This is a genomic window from Halomonas borealis (assembly GCF_004798905.1).
GTDB lineage: Bacteria > Pseudomonadota > Gammaproteobacteria > Pseudomonadales > Halomonadaceae > Halomonas > Halomonas borealis.
This window is the reverse complement of record NZ_SDMO01000001.1, coordinates 412,065-430,811: the sequence shown is the minus strand read 5'-3', so window position 1 is coordinate 430,811 and position 18,747 is coordinate 412,065. Positions and strand designations below refer to the sequence as shown.

General features: G+C 66.9%; 18 protein-coding genes. 12 read left to right on the top strand and 6 right to left on the bottom strand.

The features are described 5' to 3' along the window. Positions 1-23: 23 nt before the first annotated feature. From ETC07_RS02000 to mmsB, 3 genes are all read left to right on the top strand, one after another. A complete protein-coding gene (locus ETC07_RS02000; RefSeq protein ID WP_136246823.1) occupies positions 24-1,190 on the top strand; it encodes an acyl-CoA dehydrogenase family protein in 1,167 nt (388 codons plus the stop codon). A 23-nt stretch (positions 1,191-1,213) separates the two neighbouring features. Then, entirely contained in the window at positions 1,214-2,365 is a 1,152-nt protein-coding gene (locus ETC07_RS01995) for an enoyl-CoA hydratase/isomerase family protein (RefSeq protein WP_136246822.1), read from the top strand. 143 nt (positions 2,366-2,508) lie between these two features. Then, entirely contained in the window at positions 2,509-3,408 is a 900-nt protein-coding gene (gene mmsB, locus ETC07_RS01990) for a 3-hydroxyisobutyrate dehydrogenase (RefSeq protein ID WP_136246821.1), read from the top strand. 115 nt (positions 3,409-3,523) lie between these two features. Here the strand turns inward: mmsB and ETC07_RS01985 are convergent, their stop codons facing one another. Then, complete coding sequence (locus ETC07_RS01985) at positions 3,524-4,108, bottom strand: cupin domain-containing protein (RefSeq protein WP_136247016.1); 585 nt, start codon at positions 4,106-4,108, stop codon at positions 3,524-3,526. A 214-nt stretch (positions 4,109-4,322) separates the two neighbouring features. On the opposite strand from ETC07_RS01985, the gene mobA reads away from it, so the two are divergent. From mobA to ETC07_RS01950, 7 genes are all read left to right on the top strand, one after another. Next, positions 4,323-4,925: a molybdenum cofactor guanylyltransferase MobA gene (gene mobA / locus ETC07_RS01980; RefSeq protein WP_136246820.1), complete on the top strand. Its 603-nt coding sequence runs from the start codon at positions 4,323-4,325 to the stop codon at positions 4,923-4,925. Then, positions 4,922-5,509: a molybdopterin-guanine dinucleotide biosynthesis protein B gene (mobB, locus tag ETC07_RS01975; RefSeq protein ID WP_136246819.1), complete on the top strand. Its 588-nt coding sequence runs from the start codon at positions 4,922-4,924 to the stop codon at positions 5,507-5,509. The genes mobA and mobB overlap by 4 nt, the downstream gene beginning before the upstream one ends. Continuing rightward, a complete protein-coding gene (moeA, locus tag ETC07_RS01970; RefSeq protein WP_136246818.1) occupies positions 5,506-6,765 on the top strand; it encodes a molybdopterin molybdotransferase MoeA in 1,260 nt (419 codons plus the stop codon). The genes mobB and moeA overlap by 4 nt, the downstream gene beginning before the upstream one ends. Before the next feature lie 10 nt (positions 6,766-6,775). Beyond that, positions 6,776-7,585, top strand: coding sequence for a cyclic pyranopterin monophosphate synthase MoaC (gene moaC / locus ETC07_RS01965; protein ID WP_136246817.1), 810 nt, complete (start codon positions 6,776-6,778; stop codon positions 7,583-7,585). Positions 7,586-7,587: 2 nt separating this feature from the next. Continuing rightward, positions 7,588-8,049 carry a molybdopterin synthase catalytic subunit MoaE gene (moaE, locus tag ETC07_RS01960; RefSeq protein ID WP_136246816.1) on the top strand — a complete coding sequence of 154 codons (462 nt, stop codon included), beginning with the start codon at positions 7,588-7,590 and terminating at the stop codon, positions 8,047-8,049. Then, positions 8,046-9,038: a GTP 3',8-cyclase MoaA gene (moaA, locus tag ETC07_RS01955; RefSeq protein ID WP_136246815.1), complete on the top strand. Its 993-nt coding sequence runs from the start codon at positions 8,046-8,048 to the stop codon at positions 9,036-9,038. Before moaE ends, moaA begins: the two co-directional genes overlap by 4 nt. A 231-nt stretch (positions 9,039-9,269) precedes the next feature. Then, complete coding sequence (locus ETC07_RS01950) at positions 9,270-9,563, top strand: H-NS family histone-like protein (protein WP_136246814.1); 294 nt, start codon at positions 9,270-9,272, stop codon at positions 9,561-9,563. A gap of 93 nt (positions 9,564-9,656) precedes the next feature. On the opposite strand, the gene ETC07_RS01945 is transcribed toward ETC07_RS01950, so the two are convergent. Continuing rightward, on the bottom strand, positions 9,657-11,249 hold the full coding sequence (locus tag ETC07_RS01945) for a ribonuclease J (protein WP_136247015.1): 1,593 nt from the start codon (positions 11,247-11,249) through the stop codon (positions 9,657-9,659). A gap of 269 nt (positions 11,250-11,518) precedes the next feature. Between ETC07_RS01945 and purU the strand changes: the two genes are divergently transcribed. Beyond that, complete coding sequence (gene purU, locus ETC07_RS01940; RefSeq protein WP_136246813.1) at positions 11,519-12,373, top strand: formyltetrahydrofolate deformylase; 855 nt, start codon at positions 11,519-11,521, stop codon at positions 12,371-12,373. A gap of 88 nt (positions 12,374-12,461) precedes the next feature. On the opposite strand, the gene dinB is transcribed toward purU, so the two are convergent. Then, positions 12,462-13,517 (bottom strand): DNA polymerase IV, encoded by a 1,056-nt coding sequence (dinB, locus tag ETC07_RS01935; protein ID WP_136246812.1) that lies wholly within the window; start codon positions 13,515-13,517, stop codon positions 12,462-12,464. 137 nt (positions 13,518-13,654) lie between these two features. Beyond that, the gene (lexA, locus tag ETC07_RS01930; protein ID WP_136246811.1) at positions 13,655-14,320 is read right to left on the bottom strand and encodes a transcriptional repressor LexA; all 666 of its coding nucleotides are present in this window, start codon (positions 14,318-14,320) and stop codon (positions 13,655-13,657) included. Between the two features lie 245 nt (positions 14,321-14,565). Between lexA and ETC07_RS01925 the strand changes: the two genes are divergently transcribed. After that, positions 14,566-15,216 (top strand): TetR/AcrR family transcriptional regulator, encoded by a 651-nt coding sequence (locus ETC07_RS01925; RefSeq protein WP_136246810.1) that lies wholly within the window; start codon positions 14,566-14,568, stop codon positions 15,214-15,216. Between the two features lie 81 nt (positions 15,217-15,297). On the opposite strand, the gene ETC07_RS01920 is transcribed toward ETC07_RS01925, so the two are convergent. After that, positions 15,298-16,530 (bottom strand): type II secretion system F family protein, encoded by a 1,233-nt coding sequence (locus ETC07_RS01920; RefSeq protein ID WP_136246809.1) that lies wholly within the window; start codon positions 16,528-16,530, stop codon positions 15,298-15,300. Between the two features lie 187 nt (positions 16,531-16,717). Continuing rightward, entirely contained in the window at positions 16,718-18,493 is a 1,776-nt protein-coding gene (gene pilB / locus ETC07_RS01910; protein WP_136246808.1) for a type IV-A pilus assembly ATPase PilB, read from the bottom strand. Positions 18,494-18,747: the final 254 nt, after the last annotated feature.

The following is an 18,747-nucleotide window of genomic DNA, read 5'->3' as shown; positions in this document are numbered from 1 at the left end:
ACTCTCTCGACGGAGGTTTCACCATGGATTTTGCGCCGACCGAAGACCAGCGGGCGTTGGCCGATGCGGCCGCCGACTTCGCCCGGGCCGAGCTGGCCGAACATGCCGGCGACTGGGATGCGAACAGCCACTTTCCCGTCGACGTGATCCGGCGTGCCGGAGAAGCCGGCTTCCTCGGCCTTTACACGCCGGAGGCCGACGGTGGCTTGGGGCTGTCGCGGCTCGATGCCGCGCTGATCTTCGAGCAGCTCGCCCAAGGGTGTGTCGCCACGACCGCCTATCTCACCATTCACAACATGGTGACCTGGATGGTCGCCAGCTGGGGCAGTGAGACCCTGCGCGAGCACTACCTGCCGGCCATGATAGCGGGTGATGCGCTGGGCTCCTACTGCCTGACCGAGCCGGGCGCCGGCTCGGATGCGGCGAACCTCACCACTCGGGCGGTGCGCGACGGCGACGACTATGTGATCTCCGGCAGCAAGATGTTCATCTCCGGGGCCGGCGCTACCCAGGTGCTGGTGGTGATGGCGCGCACCGGCGCGTCGGACAGCGGCGCGAATGGTATCTCGGCGTTTCTGGTGCCGGCCGATGCCGCCGGCATCGAGGTGGGCAAGAAGGAAGAGAAGATGGGCTGGAAGAGCCAGCCGACCTGTCTGATCAGCTTCGATGGCGTGCGTGTGCCGGCAGAGAACCGCCTGGGCGAGGAGGGCGAGGGCTTTCGCTTCGCCATGAAGGGGCTCGACGGCGGGCGGCTCAATATCGCCAGTTGCTCGCTGGGCGCGGCCCAGCAGGCGCTGACGCTGTCCCGCGATTACCTGAGCGAGCGCAAGCAGTTCGGTCGCGAGCTGGCGAGCTTCCAGGCGCTGCAGTTCAAGCTCGCCGATATGGCCTCTGAGCTCACCGCGGCGCGCTTGATGGTACGCCACGCCGCCTGGCGGCTCGACCAGGGAGACCCGGAAGCCACCGCGCACTGCGCCATGGCCAAGCGTTTCGCCACCGACGTGGGCTTCGGCGTCTGCAACGAGGCCCTGCAGCTGCACGGCGGGTATGGTTATATCCGCGAATACCCCCTGGAGCGGCTGGTGCGTGACACGCGGGTCCATCAGATCCTCGAGGGGACCAACGAGATCATGCGCTTGATTGCCGCGCGTCGGTTGTTGGCCGACGGCGTCATCGAAGCGCTTCAATAACACGCCTACCAGGAGAGACAGTGATGTCGGACCTCGCGGTCAGTTTCGATGAATTACCCACCCGCGGCGGTGGCCGGGTGGGCGTGGCGACCCTCGACGCCCCGAAGTCGCTCAACGCCCTGTCGCTCGAGATGATCCAGCAACTCGAAGAGCGTCTCGAGGCCTGGGCGTTGGATAACCGCGTGGTCGCGGTGTGGCTGGAGGGGGCCGGTGACAAGGCCTTCTGTGCGGGTGGCGACGTGGTGGCGCTGTATCGCTCGCTGGCCGATGGTGAGGCCCGCGACGACGCGTTCGCCGAACGCTACTTCACCGCGGAGTATCGCCTGGATCATCGCATCCATACCTATCCCAAGCCGCTGCTGGTGTGGGGCGATGGCATCGTCATGGGGGGCGGCCTGGGGCTGATGGCCGGCGGCTTCCAGCGTCTGGTGACCGAGACCACCCGCATCGCCATGCCCGAGATCACCATCGGCCTGTACCCGGACATCGGCGCGAGCTGGTTCCTCGGCCGCATGCCGCCGGGGCTCGGTGCCTACCTGGGGCTGACCGGGGCCCAGCTCAACGCCCGCGATGCCCTGGACCTGGGGCTGGCGGATCGCTTCGTGCCGCGCGAGCGTCGCGATGACCTGCTCGGCGCGCTGGCCGAGGCCGACTATGCCGGCCATGAACCGGACGCCTGTCGGCGCGTCGTGCAGGGCGTGCTACAACGTTTCGAGGCCCGCGAACAGGCGCCCGCCGGTCAGCTCTGGCCGTGGCGCGATCATCTCCAGTCGCTGGTCGGCGAGGCCGGCGCCGCCGATGCCGTGGCACGCATCCTCGCCGATGACCGTGACGATGCCTGGCTGGCGGCCAATCGTGCGCGGCTCGCCGCCGGCAGCCCGATGTCGGCCCACCTGGTCTGGCGGATGCTCGAGCGTCATCGACACAGTGGCTTGGCCGATGCCTTCCGCGACGAGCTCGCGCTCTCGGTGCAGTGCTGCCGGCGCGGCGATCTTGCCGAGGGCGTGCGGGCGCTGTTGATCGACAAGGACAAGCAGCCCCGCTGGTCGCATGACGCCGTGGCGAGCGTGCCCGAGTCGGATGTCCAGGCGATGCTGGTCGCCCCCTGGTCGAGCGAGACGCATCCACTGAGAGACCTGGGCGTGGGGCGGCGTGTCGGGGGCAACGCGGGGTGAAGGCTGCGCTCGATATCCTGGCCGGCGGCGGGGCTCCGCCTCTTCATTGAGCCGCCGGCCGGGCTCTCTTTGCCCACGACATCGCTCAGCGCTTGCCATGTGATATCCCGCTACAACATCACAAGAAACACAAGGAGCACGCCATGAATATCGCCTTTATCGGACTCGGCAACATGGGCTCGCCGATGGCCGCCAACCTGCTGGAGGCGGGCCACGACGTCTGCGTCTTCGACCTGGTCGAGGATTCCATGACGGCACTCGAAGGGCAGGGAGCCCGGCGCGGCGAGAGCGCCGAGGCCGCCTGCCGTGACGCCGACGTGATCATCTCCATGCTGCCCGCCGGCGCGCATGTGCGAGGGCTCTACCTCGGCGTCGATGACGCGACCCCGGGCTTGCTGGATGGCCTGGCGCATGAGCCGCTGTTGATCGACGCCTCGACCATCGCCCCCGAGGACACGCAGCGGGTCGGGGAGGCCGCGGCCGCCCGGGGGCTGAGCTATCTGGACGCGCCGGTCTCCGGGGGCATCGGCGGTGCCAAGGCCGGCACGCTGACCTTCATCGTCGGTGGCAGCGAAGAAGGGTTCGCGCGGGGCAAGCCGGTGCTCGAGGCCATGGGCAAGAACATCTTCCACGCCGGAGAGGTCGGAGCGGGGCAGGTCGCCAAGATCTGCAATAACATGCTGCTCGGCATCTTGATGAGCGGTACCGCCGAGGCGCTGGCGCTGGGAGTGAAGAACGGGCTCGACCCGGCGGTGTTGTCCGGCATCATGCGGCAGAGCAGCGGCGGCAACTGGGCGCTCGACGTCTACAACCCCTGGCCGGGGGTGATGGAGGGCTCGGCGGCCTCCCGGGACTACCAGGGAGGGTTTCTCACCGACCTGATGGCCAAGGACCTGGGGTTGGCTTGGGAACTGGCGCTCAAGGCCCGGGCCAGCGTGCCGATGGGCTCCCAGGCGCGCAACCTGTTCGCGCTGCACAGCGCCCAGGGCAGCGGCCAGTTGGATTTCTCCAGCATCCAGTGGCTCTATCGGGCGGGGGAATGATGCCGCGCCGGATGCACTGAGTGCGACGACAAGCGCCGAGCGACAAGCAAACCCCGAAGACGACACCTTCGGGGTTTGCTTTTACGTCGGGCGGTTTCACGCTGCAGCTCGCGGCTTATCCGTGATGCACTTCGTCGCCGCCGTCCGAGAACGACGGCGGCGTATTGGCACTGACGATCACGCACTCCGTGTCGTCGACATTACGAAAGCGGTGCGGCAGGCGTGAGTCGAAGTAGTAGCCGTCGCCTGCCGACAGCACTTCCACCTCGCCGTCGACGGTGATCTCGATCCGGCCGGCGATCACCACGCCGCCTTCCTCGCCATCGTGCTCGAGCATCTCCTCGCCGCTGTCGGCGCCGGGCGGATAGCGTTCGTGGAGGATCGACATGTGTCGATCCGGGCGTCGTGCGGCTACCAGCCGCCAGGACAACAGGCCATCGCCGATCTCGGTGAGTTCCTCGGCCTTGTAGAAGGGGCGGGGATGGCTGGTTTTCTCGCCGGCGAAGAAGGTGCTGATCGACATCGGCAGGGCGTCGAGAATTTTCTTCAGCGAGCTCACCGAAGGGCTGACGCTATTCTGCTCGATCAACGAGATGCTGCTGTTGGTGACCCTGGCGCGCTTGGCGAGTTCTCGCTGGGAGAGCCCCTTTTCCTTGCGTAGCTGGCGCAGCCGTGCGCCGACGTTGAAGCCTTCATCCATCGTGGTCATGTGCGGTGGGGCCGTGATCCTGTGCGTGTCGGCAGGGCATCTGCCGTGGAAAAAGTTGAACGGATGATACCGTGTCATCGCCTCGGCGGTAAGGCGTGGCCGCCGAGGTCGGTTTTGAGACATTCGCCGACCCTGGGGTCATGGCACCCATCGCGAGGCTGAGGCATGATGATCGTCATGCTCATCCATCTTGCGGGGGCGGTTCGTGATTCATCGAGAGACCCTCACCGGCCTCGTGCTGGCCGGGGGGCAGGGGCGGCGCATGGAGGGTCGCGACAAGGGCCTCGAGCCCTTCGCCGGGCGGCCCCTGGTGTGTCATGCGCTGGCGCCCCTGAACGGTCGGGTGGCGGAGTGCTTGATCAGCGCCAATCGTCATCCCGAGGCCTATGCCGCCTGGGCCGACCGGGTCATCGCTGACCTCGAAACGGGCTACATGGGGCCGCTGATGGGGCTCTACAGCGGCCTGCGGGCGGCGACCGGCGACTGGGTGGTCGTGGTGCCCTGCGATAGCCCGCTGCTGCCCGACGACCTCGTCGCACGCCTGATCGCCGGCCGCGGCGATGCCGATATCGCCGTGGCGCATGACGGCCGGCGCCTGCACCCGGTGGTGGCGTTGATGCGGCGCTCGCTGGTCGATGACCTGGGCTGTGCGTTCGCCGCCGGCGAGCGGCGGGTCGAGGGCTGGTTCGGGCGCCATGCCTGGCAGGCCGTAGACATGTCGGCGCGTGCCGAGGCCTTCGCCAATCTCAACACCCTTGACGACAAGCGGCGCCTGGAAGCGTGCCGCCGGGAGGCACTGCGGTCATGAATGACACCCTGGGCGGTGCCCTGCCGCTGGACGAGGCATTACCCCTGCTGGGCATCGCCGCCTGGAGCGGCACCGGCAAGACGACCCTGCTGGAGCGTCTGCTGCCGGCCCTGCGCGAACGTGGGCTGCGGGTGGCGGTGATCAAGCATGCCCACCATGCCTTCGACGTCGATCAACCCGGCAAGGACAGCCATCGGCTGCGCCAGGCCGGCGCCGAACCGATCCTGGTCGCCTCCCGGGCGCGGATCGCGCTGATGATGGAGACCCCCGAGCGTGAACAGGCCGACCTCGCCGAGCTGGTCGAGATGGTTCGCCCGCAGCGCCCCGACCTGGTGTTGGTGGAAGGCTTCAAGGCCTGGCCGTTGCCCAAGCTCGAGCTCTATCGCGAGGCGCTGGGTCAGTCGCTCCTGGCGTTCGAGGACGCCTGGGTCGTGGCGGTGGCAAGCGACGGCGCACCAGCGCTGCCGGCCGGCGTCGCCGCGCTGGATATCAACGATCTCGAGGCCCTCGCCGACTGGGTCGTCGCCTGGCCTGCCCGCTGGCCCCGACGGCGTCGGCCGCGAGGCGAGGTACTTTCACCATGACGCTTTCCTGCTTCGAGCACGGCGCACCCATGCTGTCGCCTGACGAGGCCCGCGAGGCGCTGATCGGGCTGGTGGCCGACCCGTTGCCCGCCGAGCGGGTGGCGCTGGCGGCCCTATCGGGGCGGGTGCTCGCCGAGACGCTGAATTCACCCATCGATGTGCCTCAGAATACCAACGCCGCCATGGATGGCATCGCCCTGGCCTGGCCCGATGCCGACGTGCCGTCGCACTGGCATCGGGTCGGCGAGGTACTGGCGGGGCAGCGGCGGCAGACGCCCCTCGTCGCCGGTGAATGCGTGACGATCACCACCGGTGCGCCGTTGCCACCGGGGGCCGATACCGTGATCATGCGCGAACAGCTGCGGGGCGCGGCGGGCAGCGAGCCACGCGTCGAGATCGAGCGGCCGGGGGCGGTGTGTCGCGGCCAGAACGTGCGCCAGGCCGGCGAAGACCTCGCCCGTGGCGAGCGGGCCCTGGCGGCCGGCACGCGGCTCGGGGCCGCCGAGCTCGGGCTTCTGGCCTCGATCGGGTTGAGCGAGGCCAGCGTGCACCGTCGGCCACGGGTGGCGATCTTCTCGACCGGCGACGAGGTCATCGCCCCGGGCGAGGCCCTGCCAGCGGCCGGCGTGTATGACGCCAACCGTTTCTCGCTGGCCGGCCTGCTGGCGGAAAACGGCGCCGAGGTGATCGATCTGGGTATCCTGGTCGATGATCGCGCCGCGCTGGTCGAGGCCCTCGATGGCGCCGCCCGTCGGGCCGACCTGGTGTTGACCAGCGGCGGCGTCTCGGCGGGGCAGGCCGACTGCACCCGCCAGGCCCTGGAGGCGCTCGGTCGGTTGGCCTTCTGGCGCGTCGCCATGCGTCCCGGTCGGCCGTTGGCCTGCGGCACGCTCGGCGAGCGAGCGGTGCCCTTCATCGGCCTGCCCGGCAACCCGGTGGCGGCGATGGTCACCTTCCTGCAGTTCGTCGCACCGCTGCTGCGGCGGCTGCAGGGGCGTGACGATCTCGCGCCACGACGCGAGATCGCCCTTTCCGATAGGCCGCTCGAGGGCCGCGTCGGCCGCACCGACTTCCTGCGCGCCACGTGCCGCAGCGACGACCAGGGGCGGCGCTGGGTGCGGCCCACCGGGCCCCAGGGCTCCGGCATCCTGTCTTCGATGGTGGCCGCCGACTGCCTGATCGAGATCGATGCGGCCCGCGCCGTGGTCGAACCCGGTGAGGCGGTGGTCATCCAACCCCTTTTCCGACTGTCATGAGGCGTTATTCATGAGCCTGACCCATCTCAATGCCCGCGGCGAGGCCCACATGGTCGATGTGGGCGACAAGGCCGAGAGTCGCCGCGAGGCGCGCGCGTCCGGCGTGATCCGCATGCGCCCCGAGACGCTGGCGCTGCTCGCCGACGGTGGCCTGCCCAAGGGCGATGTGCTGGCCACGGCGCGCATCGCCGGCATCCAGGCCGCCAAGCGCACCCATGAGCTGATTCCATTGTGTCACTCCCTGGCCTTGTCCAAGGTGGAGGTGGCGTTCGAACTCGACGACGCCAATGCCTGCGTGCAGGTGTCCGCCACCTGCCGGCTGAATGGGCGTACCGGCGTCGAGATGGAGGCGCTGACGGCCGTGTCGGTGGCCTGCCTGACGCTCTACGATATGTGCAAGGCGGTGGACAAGGGCATGGAGATCGGCGCGATCCGCCTCGACAGCAAGACCGGCGGCAAGTCCGGCGACTATTCCCGCCGGGGCGACGCCACCGAGGTGCCGATCGTCACCGGCGAGGGCGAGGCCGGAGAGGTCTCGTTGGGGGTGCGCTGTGATACCGAGCAGCCGTGCATCCTGGTCAAGTGCTTGGCCGAGCTGCGCGAGCGCCTCGGGGTCGGGGAGGTGTCGGTGCCCTTCGAGGCACTCGAGCGCGCCGATGTAGGGGCGCTCAAGCGAGCGCTCAAGGCCATGGACGAGCGTTTCGCGGGCCTCGAGGAGGGGCGGGTGCTATGCGCCGTCAACCAGGTGATGGCGGGTAACGCCACGCCGTTGACCGCCGAGGACGAAGTGGCGTTCTTTCCCCCGGTGACCGGAGGCTGACCATGTCACGCGTACGAGTACAACAACAAACCTTCGACGCCGGCGAGGAGCAGCGCCGATTGCTCGAGGCGCGTACCGATATCGGCGCCGTGGTCGGCTTTACCGGCCTGGTGCGCGACGTCAACGAACGCCCCGACGTGCAGGCGTTGAGCCTGGAGCATTATCCGGGCATGACCGAGGCGGCGCTCGAGGCGATCGCCGACGAGGCCGAGTCTCGCTGGCCCTTGCAGGCGGTGCGGATCATTCATCGCGTGGGCCGTCTTGCACCGGGCGATCCGATCGTCCTGGTGGTGGTCGCCAGTGCCCATCGGCGGGCGGCCTTCGAGGCCTGCGACTTCATCATGGACCATCTCAAGACCCGTGCCCCTTTCTGGAAGAAAGAGCACACCGCGAGCGGCGACTACTGGATCGCCGAACGCGAGGCCGATCATCACGATGCCAAACGCTGGGAGGTATCATCATGAGCGACGAGCTGATCGACGACTTCGGAAGGCGCGTGCGTTACGTGCGTATCTCGGTGACCGACCGCTGCGACTTCCGCTGTGTGTATTGCATGAGCGAGGAGATGACCTTCCTGCCGCGGGCCCAGGTGCTGACCCTCGAGGAGCTCGCCCTGGTGGCCCGGGCCTTCACCGAACTGGGCGTGGAGAAGGTACGCCTGACCGGCGGAGAACCCTTGGTGCGACGCTCGATCGACCAGCTCGTCGAGGACATCGGGTCGTTACCCGGGCTCAAGGACTTCGCCATGACCACCAATGGTGCGAGCCTGCCCAAGTATGCCAGCCGCCTCCGCGAGGGTGGCCTAGAACGGCTCAATATCAGCATCGATTCCCTCGATCCGGAACGTTTTCGTCAGCTCACGCGTACCGGTGATCTGCAACGGGTGATCGACGGGATTCGTGCCGCCAAGGAGGCGGGGTTCGAGCGCATTAAGCTCAATGCCGTCATCCTCAAGGGGCGTAACGACGACGAGGTCATCGACCTGGTGGACTTCGCGCGCCGCGAGGGGCTCGATATCAGCTTCATCGAGGAGATGCCGCTGGGTGACGTCTCCGACCACGGACGCGAGGAGACCTTCTGCTCCAGCGACGAGGTGCAGGCGTTGATCGAGACGCGCCATGCGTTGCTGCCGACCACCGAGACGACGCTTGGCCCGTCACGCTATTTCCGGATGCCCGACAGCGAGACTCGGGTCGGCTTCATCTCGCCGCATAGCCACAACTTCTGCTCCAGTTGCAACCGGGTTCGCGTCACCGCGGAAGGCCGGCTGCTGCTGTGTCTCGGCAACGAACACTCGGTGGACCTGAGGGCCGTGATGCGTCGTCATCCCGGTGATATCGAGGTCCTCAAGGCGGCCATCGTGGCGGCCATGCCACTCAAGCCGGAACGCCATCATTTCACCACCGACGGCGACGTTCAGGTGGTGCGCTTCATGAACATGACCGGCGGCTAGCATCGGCCATCGGCACCGCTGCGGTGGGGAGATCGCCGCTGGGCTCCGAGCCGCGCGGCCCGCTAATGCCCAAGCCTTTTCGTGTCGATGCGGCGGCGTTTTCTCTTCTTCCCCGATCGGCATGCGGGTTTTTTTGCCGCGCCTTTTCTTGCCAACGACGGCGTAGGACATATACTTTTAACGGCATCAGTCGTGGGTGATCGTTTATCAATCGTCGTCCTGGAGGGGGCAATGTCCGAGCAAACCCTGGAGCGTATCGCGCGCAACAAGAACGTGGCCCGTGCGGCGGCTCGTCAACTCAGCATGGAGCAACTCCATAAGCTGGCCGAGGTGATCGGCGAGGTCATCGAGCAGAAGAATGACGAGGAACGCCAGCGGCAGGAAGAAGAAGTCCTCAAGGCGCGCAAGCTCGCCGAGATTCGCGAACAGATCAACGAGGCGGGCCTGTCCGTCGAGGATCTGGTGCCCGAGCAGCCCCAGCGCAAGCGTGGCCGGCCGCCGAAGAAGGCCGCCGACAAGGCGTGAAGCGACAAGCGCCGAGCTAAAAGAAAACCCTGAGGGCTAAGCCGTCGGGGTTTGCTTTTGCGTCGGGCGAAAACACCCTGCGGCTGGCCGTTGTTAGTCCGAGAGTTCGGCTTCCGCCGCCAGGATCTGCAGATGGATCTCGGGCATTCGGCGCAGGTGATCGCCGAACCAGGCGATCAGGCGTGGCCGTAGAGCGAGGCGCAGGTCGGCCAGGGATTCCACCTGAATGTCGTCCAGGCAGTCGTCGAGCCAGTCGACGAAACTGTCCTCGTCCAGCGGGCTGGTCTCGCTGGCATCCAGCAGCAGGCGACCGATGCGTGTCCAGCCCTGTTCGGTGGCCATCACCGTCAGCGCCAGGTGCAGTTGGCCATGGCGCGCCTCGCCGCCTCCCAGGCCCGGCAGACGGGCGATCTCATCCTGGTGAATGATGCGTGGCTGCTGGGCGTGGCGAGCCTCGAGGTGTAGGCCGTCGCCGTCCAGGCGAATCATGTCGCCGTTGCGGGGTACCAGCGGCGCCGCGATGCCCAGCGACTGCGCGAGCGCCTGATGGGCCTGCTGATGGCGCGGCTCGCCATGCACCGGCAGCAGGTGGCGAGGGCGTGTCCAGCCGTAGAAGGTAGAGAGCTCTTCCTGGGCGGGGTGGCCCGAGGCATGCAGCGCCGCCTGATGGCCCTCGTCGAGCAGCGACACGCCAAGATGGCTCAGGCCGCGTTTGAGGCGCTCGATCAGCCGCTCATTGCCGGGAATCGCCTTGGACGAGAAGATCACGCTGTCGCCGCTTTCCAGCTCGACGTGCGGATGCCGCCCCTGGGCGAGCCGCGACAGTGCCGCGCGGGGTTCGCCCTGGCTGCCGGTGGCGATGACCAGTACCTCACCGGGCGGCAGGTAGCCCATGTCGGAGATCGGGACCAGCGGCGGCATGTCCTCCAGATACCCGAGCCCGCGCGCCACGCCGACCATGCGTTCCATGGAGCGCCCCATCAGCGCGACCCGGCGTCCACAACGCGCGGCGGCGCGCCCGATCGCCAGGACCCGCGCCAGGTTGCTGGCGAAGCAGCTGACCACCACACGCCCTTGGCAGCCTTCGATGGCCTGGGTCAAGGCCTGCGCCACCTCGCCTTCGCTGCGCGAGTGGCCGGGCAGCGGCGCATTGGTGGAGTCGCCGACGACCAGGTCGACCGGGGCCAGGGCCTGGTAGAGGTCGGCGTTCACGGCCGGGCCGATCAGCGGCTCGGGGTCGAGTTTCCAGTCGCCGGTGTGCAGGACGCGGTGCGTGCCGGCGGTGATCAGCAGGGCACAGCTTTCGGGGATCGAGTGAGTCAACGGCAGATAGCGCAAGCCGAAGGGGCCGATGCTCATGGCCTCGCCGGGCTCGATGACGTGGATGGCCGCCGGGGAGAGCCCGCGTTCGGCGAACTTGGCCCGTAGCAGGCCCGCGGCCAGTGGCGTGGCATGGATCGGGCAGCCCCATTGCGGCCACAGCCAGGCCGCCGCCCCGATGTGATCCTCATGGCCATGGGTGATGATCAGTGCCTCGGGGGCGATGCCGAGTTCGCCCATCGGCCCCAGGTCGGGAACCTGAAGGGGGCTGTCGGGCAAATCCTGGCGAATCATCATGCCGCAGTCCACGGCGATCCAGCGGCGTTCCTGGCCCCTGTCGCCATAACCATAGAGGTTGAGGTTCATGCCGATCTCGCCACAGCCACCCAGCGGCAAGAAATGCAGGGGTGGGCGGCGGCGAGGACGGATCTGGGCGCGGGGTTGTGGCATCGATGGGGCGGCGACGGGAAATGTGACGCTCACTATACGGGATGGTGGCACGGCGTCACAACGCGGTGGCCGAGGCCGGCAATGAGCCTTGGGCGGGGCAGAATCGTCGCGATGATGCCTGACTCGCCGGACAGGATTTCGCTACAATGGGAGTCTGTTCGATCCCACCAATCTACGGTCTTGCGATGTCATACTACTACCGTCTCGTGGTTTCCTGCCCCGATCGCCTGGGAATCGTCTCGCGTGTTTCCAGCTTCATCGCCGGGCAGGGCGGCTCCATCACCGAGGCCAGCCAGCACTCCGACCTGGAATCCGGGCGCTTCTTCATGCGCTACGTGATCCTGGCCGATTCCATCGCCATGTCCGCCGAGAGTCTGGGCGATGCCTTCGCCCCGATCGCCGACGAGTTCGCGATGGACTGGTCGCTGACCGATACCCAACATCGCCAGCGCGTGGTGCTGATGGTCTCTCGCGAGAGCCACTGCCTGGTGGACCTGTTGTACCGTTGGACGGCCGACGAGCTGGACTGCGACATCGCCGCGGTGATCTCCAACCATGACGACCTGCGCTCGCTGGTCGAATGGCATGGCATTCCCTACCACCACGTGCCGGTCGACCCCGAGGACAAGTCGCTTGCCTTCGGTGAGGTGCAGCGCTTGATCGACGAGGCGCGTGCCGACAGCGTGGTGCTCGCCCGTTACATGCAGATCCTGCCGCCGAGCCTCTGTGAGCGCTATGCGGGGCGGGTGATCAACATCCATCACAGCTTCCTGCCGTCGTTCGCCGGGGCCAAGCCCTATCATCAGGCCTATCAGCGTGGGGTGAAGCTGATCGGTGCCACCTGCCATTATGTGACCCAGGAGCTGGATGCCGGTCCGATCATCGAGCAGGACATCCATCGCGTCAGCCACTGTCATACGCCCAACGATCTGGTGCGTTTCGGCCGCGATGTCGAGAAGTCCGTGCTGGCTCGCGGGTTGCGCTGGCACCTCGAGGACCGGGTGTTGGTGCATGGCAACAAGACGGTCGTGTTCGCCTAGCCTCACGCCTCGTGCTCGATGCGGGTGCGGTCGTATGCCGTGCCCGTTCGTTGCCTGCCGCACGGCGATGCTATCGACACCCTATCATCTACAACGGCAGCGTCAGCTGTTGCCGGGCGGCCTCGGGCTGCAGGCGGACGCCCACGCCGAGCAGCCGTACCGGCCGTGAGGCCCGCGCCCAGGCCTGCTCCAGCAGGCCGTGATAGCTCTCCGGGTCGATGGCCTGGCCGCGGCTCTCGAGCGTGGTCAGGCTGAAGTCGTCGAAGCGTACCTTCACGAACAGCCCGGCGATCGCCGGCTCGCCGTGGCGGGCCACCCGCTGGGCGAGCCTGTCACAGAGCGGCGTCAGCGCCGCCTGGGCGCTCGGCAGGTCGGGGAGGTCGCGATCGAAGGTGGTCTCGACGCTGACCGACTTCCTTTCCCGTTCCACCTGCACCGGGCGTTCGTCGATGCCACGGGCCAGCTCGAACAGCCGCTGGCCGAACTTGCCGAACTCCTCCAGCAGCCGATCCTGGGGCAGGCGGCGTAGGTCCGAGCAGGTGGCCACGTCCAGCGCCTCCAGGCGAGCGCGGGTCGCCGGCCCTACGCCGTGCAGCTTGCCGACCGGCAGGTTCGCCACGAAGTCGGCGACGCGCTCTGGGGGAATCACCGTCAATCCGTCGGGCTTTTCCCAGTCGCTCGCCACCTTGGCCAGGAACTTGGCCGATGCCACGCCCACCGAGACGGTGATGCCGGTGCGGGCGAGGCATTCCCGCTTGAGCCATTGGGCCATCCAGGTGGCGCTGCCCTGAAAGCCCACCACATCGGTGACATCCAGGTAGGCCTCGTCCAGCGAGAGTGGCTCGACCAGTGGCGTCAGCTCATAGAAGACCGCCTGGATCTGTCGGGAGACCTCGCGATACTTGTCGAAGTCGCCGGGTAACAGCGTGAGGTGAGGGCAGAGGCGCAGGGCATGGGCCGTGGGCATCGCCGAATGGATGCCGAAGGCCCGGGCCGGGTAGTTGCAGGTGGTGATGACGCCGCGATGCTCCCGTGAACGCCCGATGGCGATGGGGATGTCGCGCAGGCGAGGGTCGTCGCGCATCTCGACGGCCGCATAGAAGCAGTCGCAATCGGCGTGCAGTATCTTGCGCTGGGTGCTCATGTCAGCAGGTAGGATGCTTGACGCTTGGCGAGCGACGACCAGACAAGGCAAGAATCGGCGAGATAGCGGCGTTTACAAGGAGGTAGATGAGCATATCGCGCCGATTTCTAACGCAGTAAGGCCGAGCGCCGCCAGCGTCAATCCAGGGCCTGGCCGTTGCCGCCGCGGATGACCCCTACGCCGATGCCCTCGATCTCGAAGGCATCGTGGCGCAGGTCGACCTCGATGGGCGCGAAGTCGTCGTTCTCCGCCTCGAGGTGCACCGTGTGGCCCTGGCGATGGAAGCGCTTGACCGTCACCTCGTCTTCCAGCCGGGCCACCACGATCTGGCCGTCGCGGATGCGCTCGGTGCGGTGCACGGCGAGCAGGTCGCCTTCCATGATGCCCACGTCCTTCATCGACAGGCCGCGCACCCGCAGCAGGTAGTCGGCCCGCGGCGTGAAGTATTCCGGCGGCAACGGGCAGTAACGGTCGATATGCTCGGCGGCGAGTATCGGGCTGCCGGCGGCCACTTCACCGATGATCGGCAGGCCCTGGCTGGGGGCTGTCTCCTCGCCGTCGACGCCGCCTTCGGCGACCTCGGTTTCCTGGGCCGGAAGACGAATGCCCCGCGAGGTGCCGCGGATCACGCGGATCACGCCCTTGCGCTCCAGGGCGCGCAGGTGTTCTTCGGCGGCGTTGGGTGACTTGAAGCCCAGGGAACGGGAGATCTCCGCTCGGGTCGGCGGATAGCCCAGTTCGTTCATGGTCTTGACGATAACGTCATAGACGTTCTGCTGGCGTGACGTGAGAGGGCGAGTCATGCGGCCTCCGGAGCGGATGGAATGCGATGATTGATCAAGTATACAGCATGGGATTACATCCAGTAAAAGCCTAGCGCGGATGTCGAGGCGCGACGCCGCACAGGCGCGTCGAATGTCTGTGTCGAAACGTTTCAAACGTATGATGGTTGACCTTAAGGCCCCATTCACTGCACTCTCATGACACTTAGACAGTTTCAAACATGCGTTTTTCTACGCCCGACAACACCCGACACCGGAACGCTTCGATGGCCCAGCCCGATACCGTCACCCGCATTCTCGACACCGCCGAGGTGCTGTTCGCCGAGCGCGGCTTCGCCGAGACGTCACTACGCACCATCACCGGCAAGGCGAAGGTGAACCTGGCGGCGGTCAACTACCACTTCGGCTCCAAGAAGTCGTTGATCCAGGCGGTGTTCGCCCGCTATCTCGATCCCTTCACCGAGCGCTTCCATCGTGCGCTGGACGAGCTCGAGGCGCGCCATGCCCGTGACGGCAGCGAGATTCCGCTGGAGGAGCTGCTCGAGACCATGGCCCGCACGGTGCTCGAGGTGCCGGCAGAGCGCGACAGCCTGAAGGTGTTCATGCGCCTGCTGGGGCTCGCCTACACCCAGGCGCAAGGGCATCTAAGGGGCTATATCCAGTCGCAGTATGGGGAGGATTTCTCGCACTTCACCGAACTGGTGCGCCGAGCCACGCCGGAGCTGCCCGATGCCGAACGCTTCTGGCGGCTGCACTTCATCCTCGGCTCGGTGATCTTCACGCTCTCGGGGCTGGATGCGCTGCGCGATATCGCCGAGCACGACTACGACGAGCGGGTCTCGGTGTCGGAGCTGGTGCAGAAGCTGCGCCCGGTGGTGGTGGCCGCCATGCAGGCGCCGATGCCGGACCAGCGCTGAGCGCCGAGCTAAACGAAAACCCCGGGGCCGAAAGCCTCGGGGTTATCTTTTGCGTCGAGCGGTTTCACGCTGCCGCTTGCCCTAGACCACGCTGCCGAGTTCGAAGATCGGCAAGTACATGGAAATCACTAGGCCGCCGACCAGCAGCCCCAGCACCACGATGATGAAGGGTTCGAGCAGCGAGGTGAGGGCATCGACCTTATTGTCGACTTCCTCTTCGTAGTAGTCCGCTACCCGGTTGAGCATCGCGTCCAGGGCGCCGGCCTCCTCGCCGATGCCGACCATCTGCACGGCCAGCGCCGGGAACCGCTCGGTGAGACGCATGGCGAAGTGCAGCTGCTGGCCGCTGGCCACGTCATGACGGACCTGCTCCACCGCCCGCTCGTAGACCTGGTTGCCGGCGGCGCCGGCGGCGGTTTCCAGCGCCTCCACCAGCGGCACCCCGGCGCCGAAGGTGGTGGCCAAGGTGCGCGAATAGCGCGCCACGCAGGACTTGTCGAGGATGTTACCGAGCACCGGAAGGCGCAGCGCCAGGGCGTGCATGCGGTAAGCGAAAGGCTCGGAGCGCTTGATGCCGGCGCGGGTCAGCAGTATCGCGGTGACCATCAGGCTGAAGGCCCCCAGCCAATATTGCTGGGCGAGCTCCGAGAGCTGGATGGTCATGCGGGTCATCGTCGGCAGCTCGGCGCCGAAGCCCTGGAACAGGCTCTCGAACTGCGGAACCACCTTGATCAGCAGCATCGCCGTCACGCCGAAGCCCACCGCGATGACGGCGGCGGGGTACCACAGCGCCTTCTTCACCCGGGCCTTGAGCGCCTCGACCTTCTCCTTGTAGGTAGCCACGCGCTCGAGCATGCGGTCTAGCGAGCCCGACTGTTCGCCGGCCTCTACCAGGTTGCAGAACAGCCGGTCGAAGTGGCGCGGGTGGCGCTTCAGCGCCTCCGAGAAGCTGGCGCCGGCGGCGACCTCGTTCATCAGTTCTTGCACCAGGCCCCGCATGGCCGGTTTGCGCATGCTTTCGGCCACCACCTGAAAGGCCTGTAGCACCGGCACCCCGGCGCGGATCATGGTCGCCATCTGGCGGGCGAACAGCATGATGTCGCGGGCTTTTACCTTGCCCATGCCACCGCGCAAGCCACTCTTGCGGCGGATCTGCTTGACGATGATGTTCTGGCCGTTGAGTTCCCTCTCCACCTCGACGCGGGTCTTGGCGATGATCTCGCCGCTGATCTTGCGGCCCTGGGGGCCCTTGCCGGACCAATGCCAGCGGTAGAGCCGGAGCTTCTGCGACTTGCGCATGGTGGCCGTTGCCATGATGTATTCCCCGCATAGTGTTCGGTGGTGTCAGCGACAGGCGCCGAGCGACAGGCAAAATCCGCAGGCCGGTAGCTCCGGGGTTGCGGTTGCTTCGGGCGGCTTCACGCAGCTGGCTTGCCGCTTGCCGCTTGCCGCTTGCCGCTTGCCGCTTGCCGTTTGCCGTTTGCCGCTTGCCGTTTGCCGCTCAGTCCTTGGTCACCCGGTTGACCTCGGCCAGGCTGGTCAATCCCTGCATGACCTTGAAAAGCCCGCTGCGGCGCAGGTTCGGGTGGCCTTCCTGGCGCGCCTGGGCATCGAAGTCCATGGCATTGCCGTGGGTCATGATCAGTTGGCTCATGGCCGCGCTGATCGGCACCACCTCGTAGATGCCGACGCGTCCCTTGAAGCCCTGTGTGCAGTGCTGGCAGCCCACCGGTTCGAAGAGGGTGGCGTCATCGACGTCTTGTTCGCTAAAGCCCTGGCCGAGCAGTGCCTCGCGTGGGATGTCGGCGGGTTGCTTGCAATGCGGGCACAGCCGCCGAGCCAGGCGTTGCGCGATGATCAGGCTGACGGAGCTGGCGATATTGAATGCCGGCACCCCCATGTTGGCCAGCCGGGTGAGAGTCTCCGACGCGGAGTTGGTATGCACGGTGGAGAGCACCAGGTGGCCGGTCTGGGAGGCCTTGACGGCGATCTCGGCGGTTTCCAGGTCGCGGATCTCGCCGACCATCACCACGTCAGGGTCCTGACGGAGGAAGGCCCGCAGGGCGCTGGCGAAGTCGAGCCCGATGCGCGGCAGCACATTGACCTGGTTGACCCCCGCGACGCGGATCTCGACCGGGTCTTCGGCGGTGCAGATGTTGCGCTCGGTCTCGTTGAGGCGGTTGATGCCGGTGTAGAGCGTCACCGTCTTGCCGCTGCCGGTGGGGCCGGTGACCAGGATCATGCCCTGGGGATGGGCCAGCACATCCTCATACATGGCGCGCTGCTGAGGCGTGAAGCCCAGCTGCTCGATGCCCAGCTGGGCCGAGCTGGGGTCGAGGATACGCAGCACCAGCTTCTCGCCGTAGACGGTGGGCAGCGAGTTGACACGAAAGTCGATGGAGCGGGCCGACGAGACCTTGAGCTTGATGGCACCATCCTGAGGCAGGCGACGTTCGGAGATATCCAGCCGCGCCATCACCTTCAGGCGGGCGGCGATGCGGGTGCGCATGGCGAAGGGTGGATGCGCCACATCATGCAGCATGCCGTCGATGCGAAAGCGTACCCGGTAGCTGGTCTCGTAGGGTTCGAAGTGGATGTCCGAGGCGCCGCGGCGGATGGCATCGAGCAGGATCTTGTTGACGAACTTGACGATCGGCGCATCGCTGCCGGCGTTGGCGATCGCCTGCTGCTCGTCGCTGGCGTCGACCACGTTCTCGTCGAACTGCAGTTCGCCTACGGCATCATCGACGTCGGCCAGCTCATCGAGCATCGCGGATTCACTTCGAGACAGGTACGCCTCGAGCACCGGGCCTAGCTGATCGACCGGCGCGAGCACGCCCTCCAGCGTCAGCCCGGTGGCGAACTGCAGTTCATCGAGCTGGGCCAGGGTGCTGGGGTAGGGCACGGCGACCGTCAGCCGGTGTCCGCGGCGATATAACGGCAGCACGCCAAGAACGTTCAGCAACTTGCCGGGGTAGTCGGCGGCGTCAGGCAGGTTTTCCAGGCGCAGGGCGTCCAGGTCGACGATCGGCAGGCCGTACTCCCAGGCCGCGCTCAGCGTGGCTTGGCGGGCCGGCGCCAGCCCGGTGGTAATCACGTGCCTGAGCAAGGAGGAGTCGGACTCGCGCGCCTCCTGCTCGGCGCGTTGCACCGCCGCCTCGACCAGCAGGCCGTCCGTCACCAGCCGACGGGCCAGCCCGCGCATGCCGTGGTGGCGGCCAGGTGATGGCGGGTTGGCGGAGGGGCGCTGGGCGTCAGGGGGGCGATAGTCGTTCATGAGGCTCCGGAATGGCCGCCCCGCCTGGCCCGAAGAGGGCATGGCGGTGACGACGACGTGAAGAGGACTTAGTCATGATTCTAGTCCCTTCACCTAGGCGCCGCCCAGTGCCTGGGAGGAGGTTTCCCACGGCTGGGGCTTCTTTGGCGCTCAGTCGAAAGCATTAGCTCGTGCTACAGTAAATATTTGCGACGTATGGCGAATTTGCAGCCTACGGGGTTGTAACTTAGCGTAACCGGAAGGCGGGTGCCGGG

Bases quoted from the DNA above. Each gene is read 5' to 3' on its own strand.
- ETC07_RS01985 (WP_136247016.1), bottom strand. From the start codon at position 4,108: ATGGATGAAGGCTTCAACGTCGGCGCACGGCTGCGCCAGCTACGCAAG.
- ETC07_RS01950 (WP_136246814.1), top strand. From the start codon at position 9,270: ATGTCCGAGCAAACCCTGGAGCGTATCGCGCGCAACAAGAACGTGGCC.
- purU (WP_136246813.1), top strand. From the start codon at position 11,519: ATGTCATACTACTACCGTCTCGTGGTTTCCTGCCCCGATCGCCTGGGA.
- ETC07_RS01945 (WP_136247015.1), bottom strand. From the start codon at position 11,249: ATGAACCTCAACCTCTATGGTTATGGCGACAGGGGCCAGGAACGCCGC.
- moeA (WP_136246818.1), top strand. From the start codon at position 5,506: ATGACGCTTTCCTGCTTCGAGCACGGCGCACCCATGCTGTCGCCTGAC.
- ETC07_RS01925 (WP_136246810.1), top strand. From the start codon at position 14,566: ATGGCCCAGCCCGATACCGTCACCCGCATTCTCGACACCGCCGAGGTG.
- lexA (WP_136246811.1), bottom strand. From the start codon at position 14,320: ATGACTCGCCCTCTCACGTCACGCCAGCAGAACGTCTATGACGTTATC.
- mmsB (WP_136246821.1), top strand. From the start codon at position 2,509: ATGAATATCGCCTTTATCGGACTCGGCAACATGGGCTCGCCGATGGCC.
- mobB (WP_136246819.1), top strand. From the start codon at position 4,922: ATGAATGACACCCTGGGCGGTGCCCTGCCGCTGGACGAGGCATTACCC.
- moaE (WP_136246816.1), top strand. From the start codon at position 7,588: ATGTCACGCGTACGAGTACAACAACAAACCTTCGACGCCGGCGAGGAG.
- moaC (WP_136246817.1), top strand. From the start codon at position 6,776: ATGAGCCTGACCCATCTCAATGCCCGCGGCGAGGCCCACATGGTCGAT.
- ETC07_RS01920 (WP_136246809.1), bottom strand. From the start codon at position 16,530: ATGGCAACGGCCACCATGCGCAAGTCGCAGAAGCTCCGGCTCTACCGC.
- ETC07_RS01995 (WP_136246822.1), top strand. From the start codon at position 1,214: ATGTCGGACCTCGCGGTCAGTTTCGATGAATTACCCACCCGCGGCGGT.
- ETC07_RS02000 (WP_136246823.1), top strand. From the start codon at position 24: ATGGATTTTGCGCCGACCGAAGACCAGCGGGCGTTGGCCGATGCGGCC.
- dinB (WP_136246812.1), bottom strand. From the start codon at position 13,517: ATGAGCACCCAGCGCAAGATACTGCACGCCGATTGCGACTGCTTCTAT.
- moaA (WP_136246815.1), top strand. From the start codon at position 8,046: ATGAGCGACGAGCTGATCGACGACTTCGGAAGGCGCGTGCGTTACGTG.
- pilB (WP_136246808.1), bottom strand. From the start codon at position 18,493: ATGAACGACTATCGCCCCCCTGACGCCCAGCGCCCCTCCGCCAACCCG.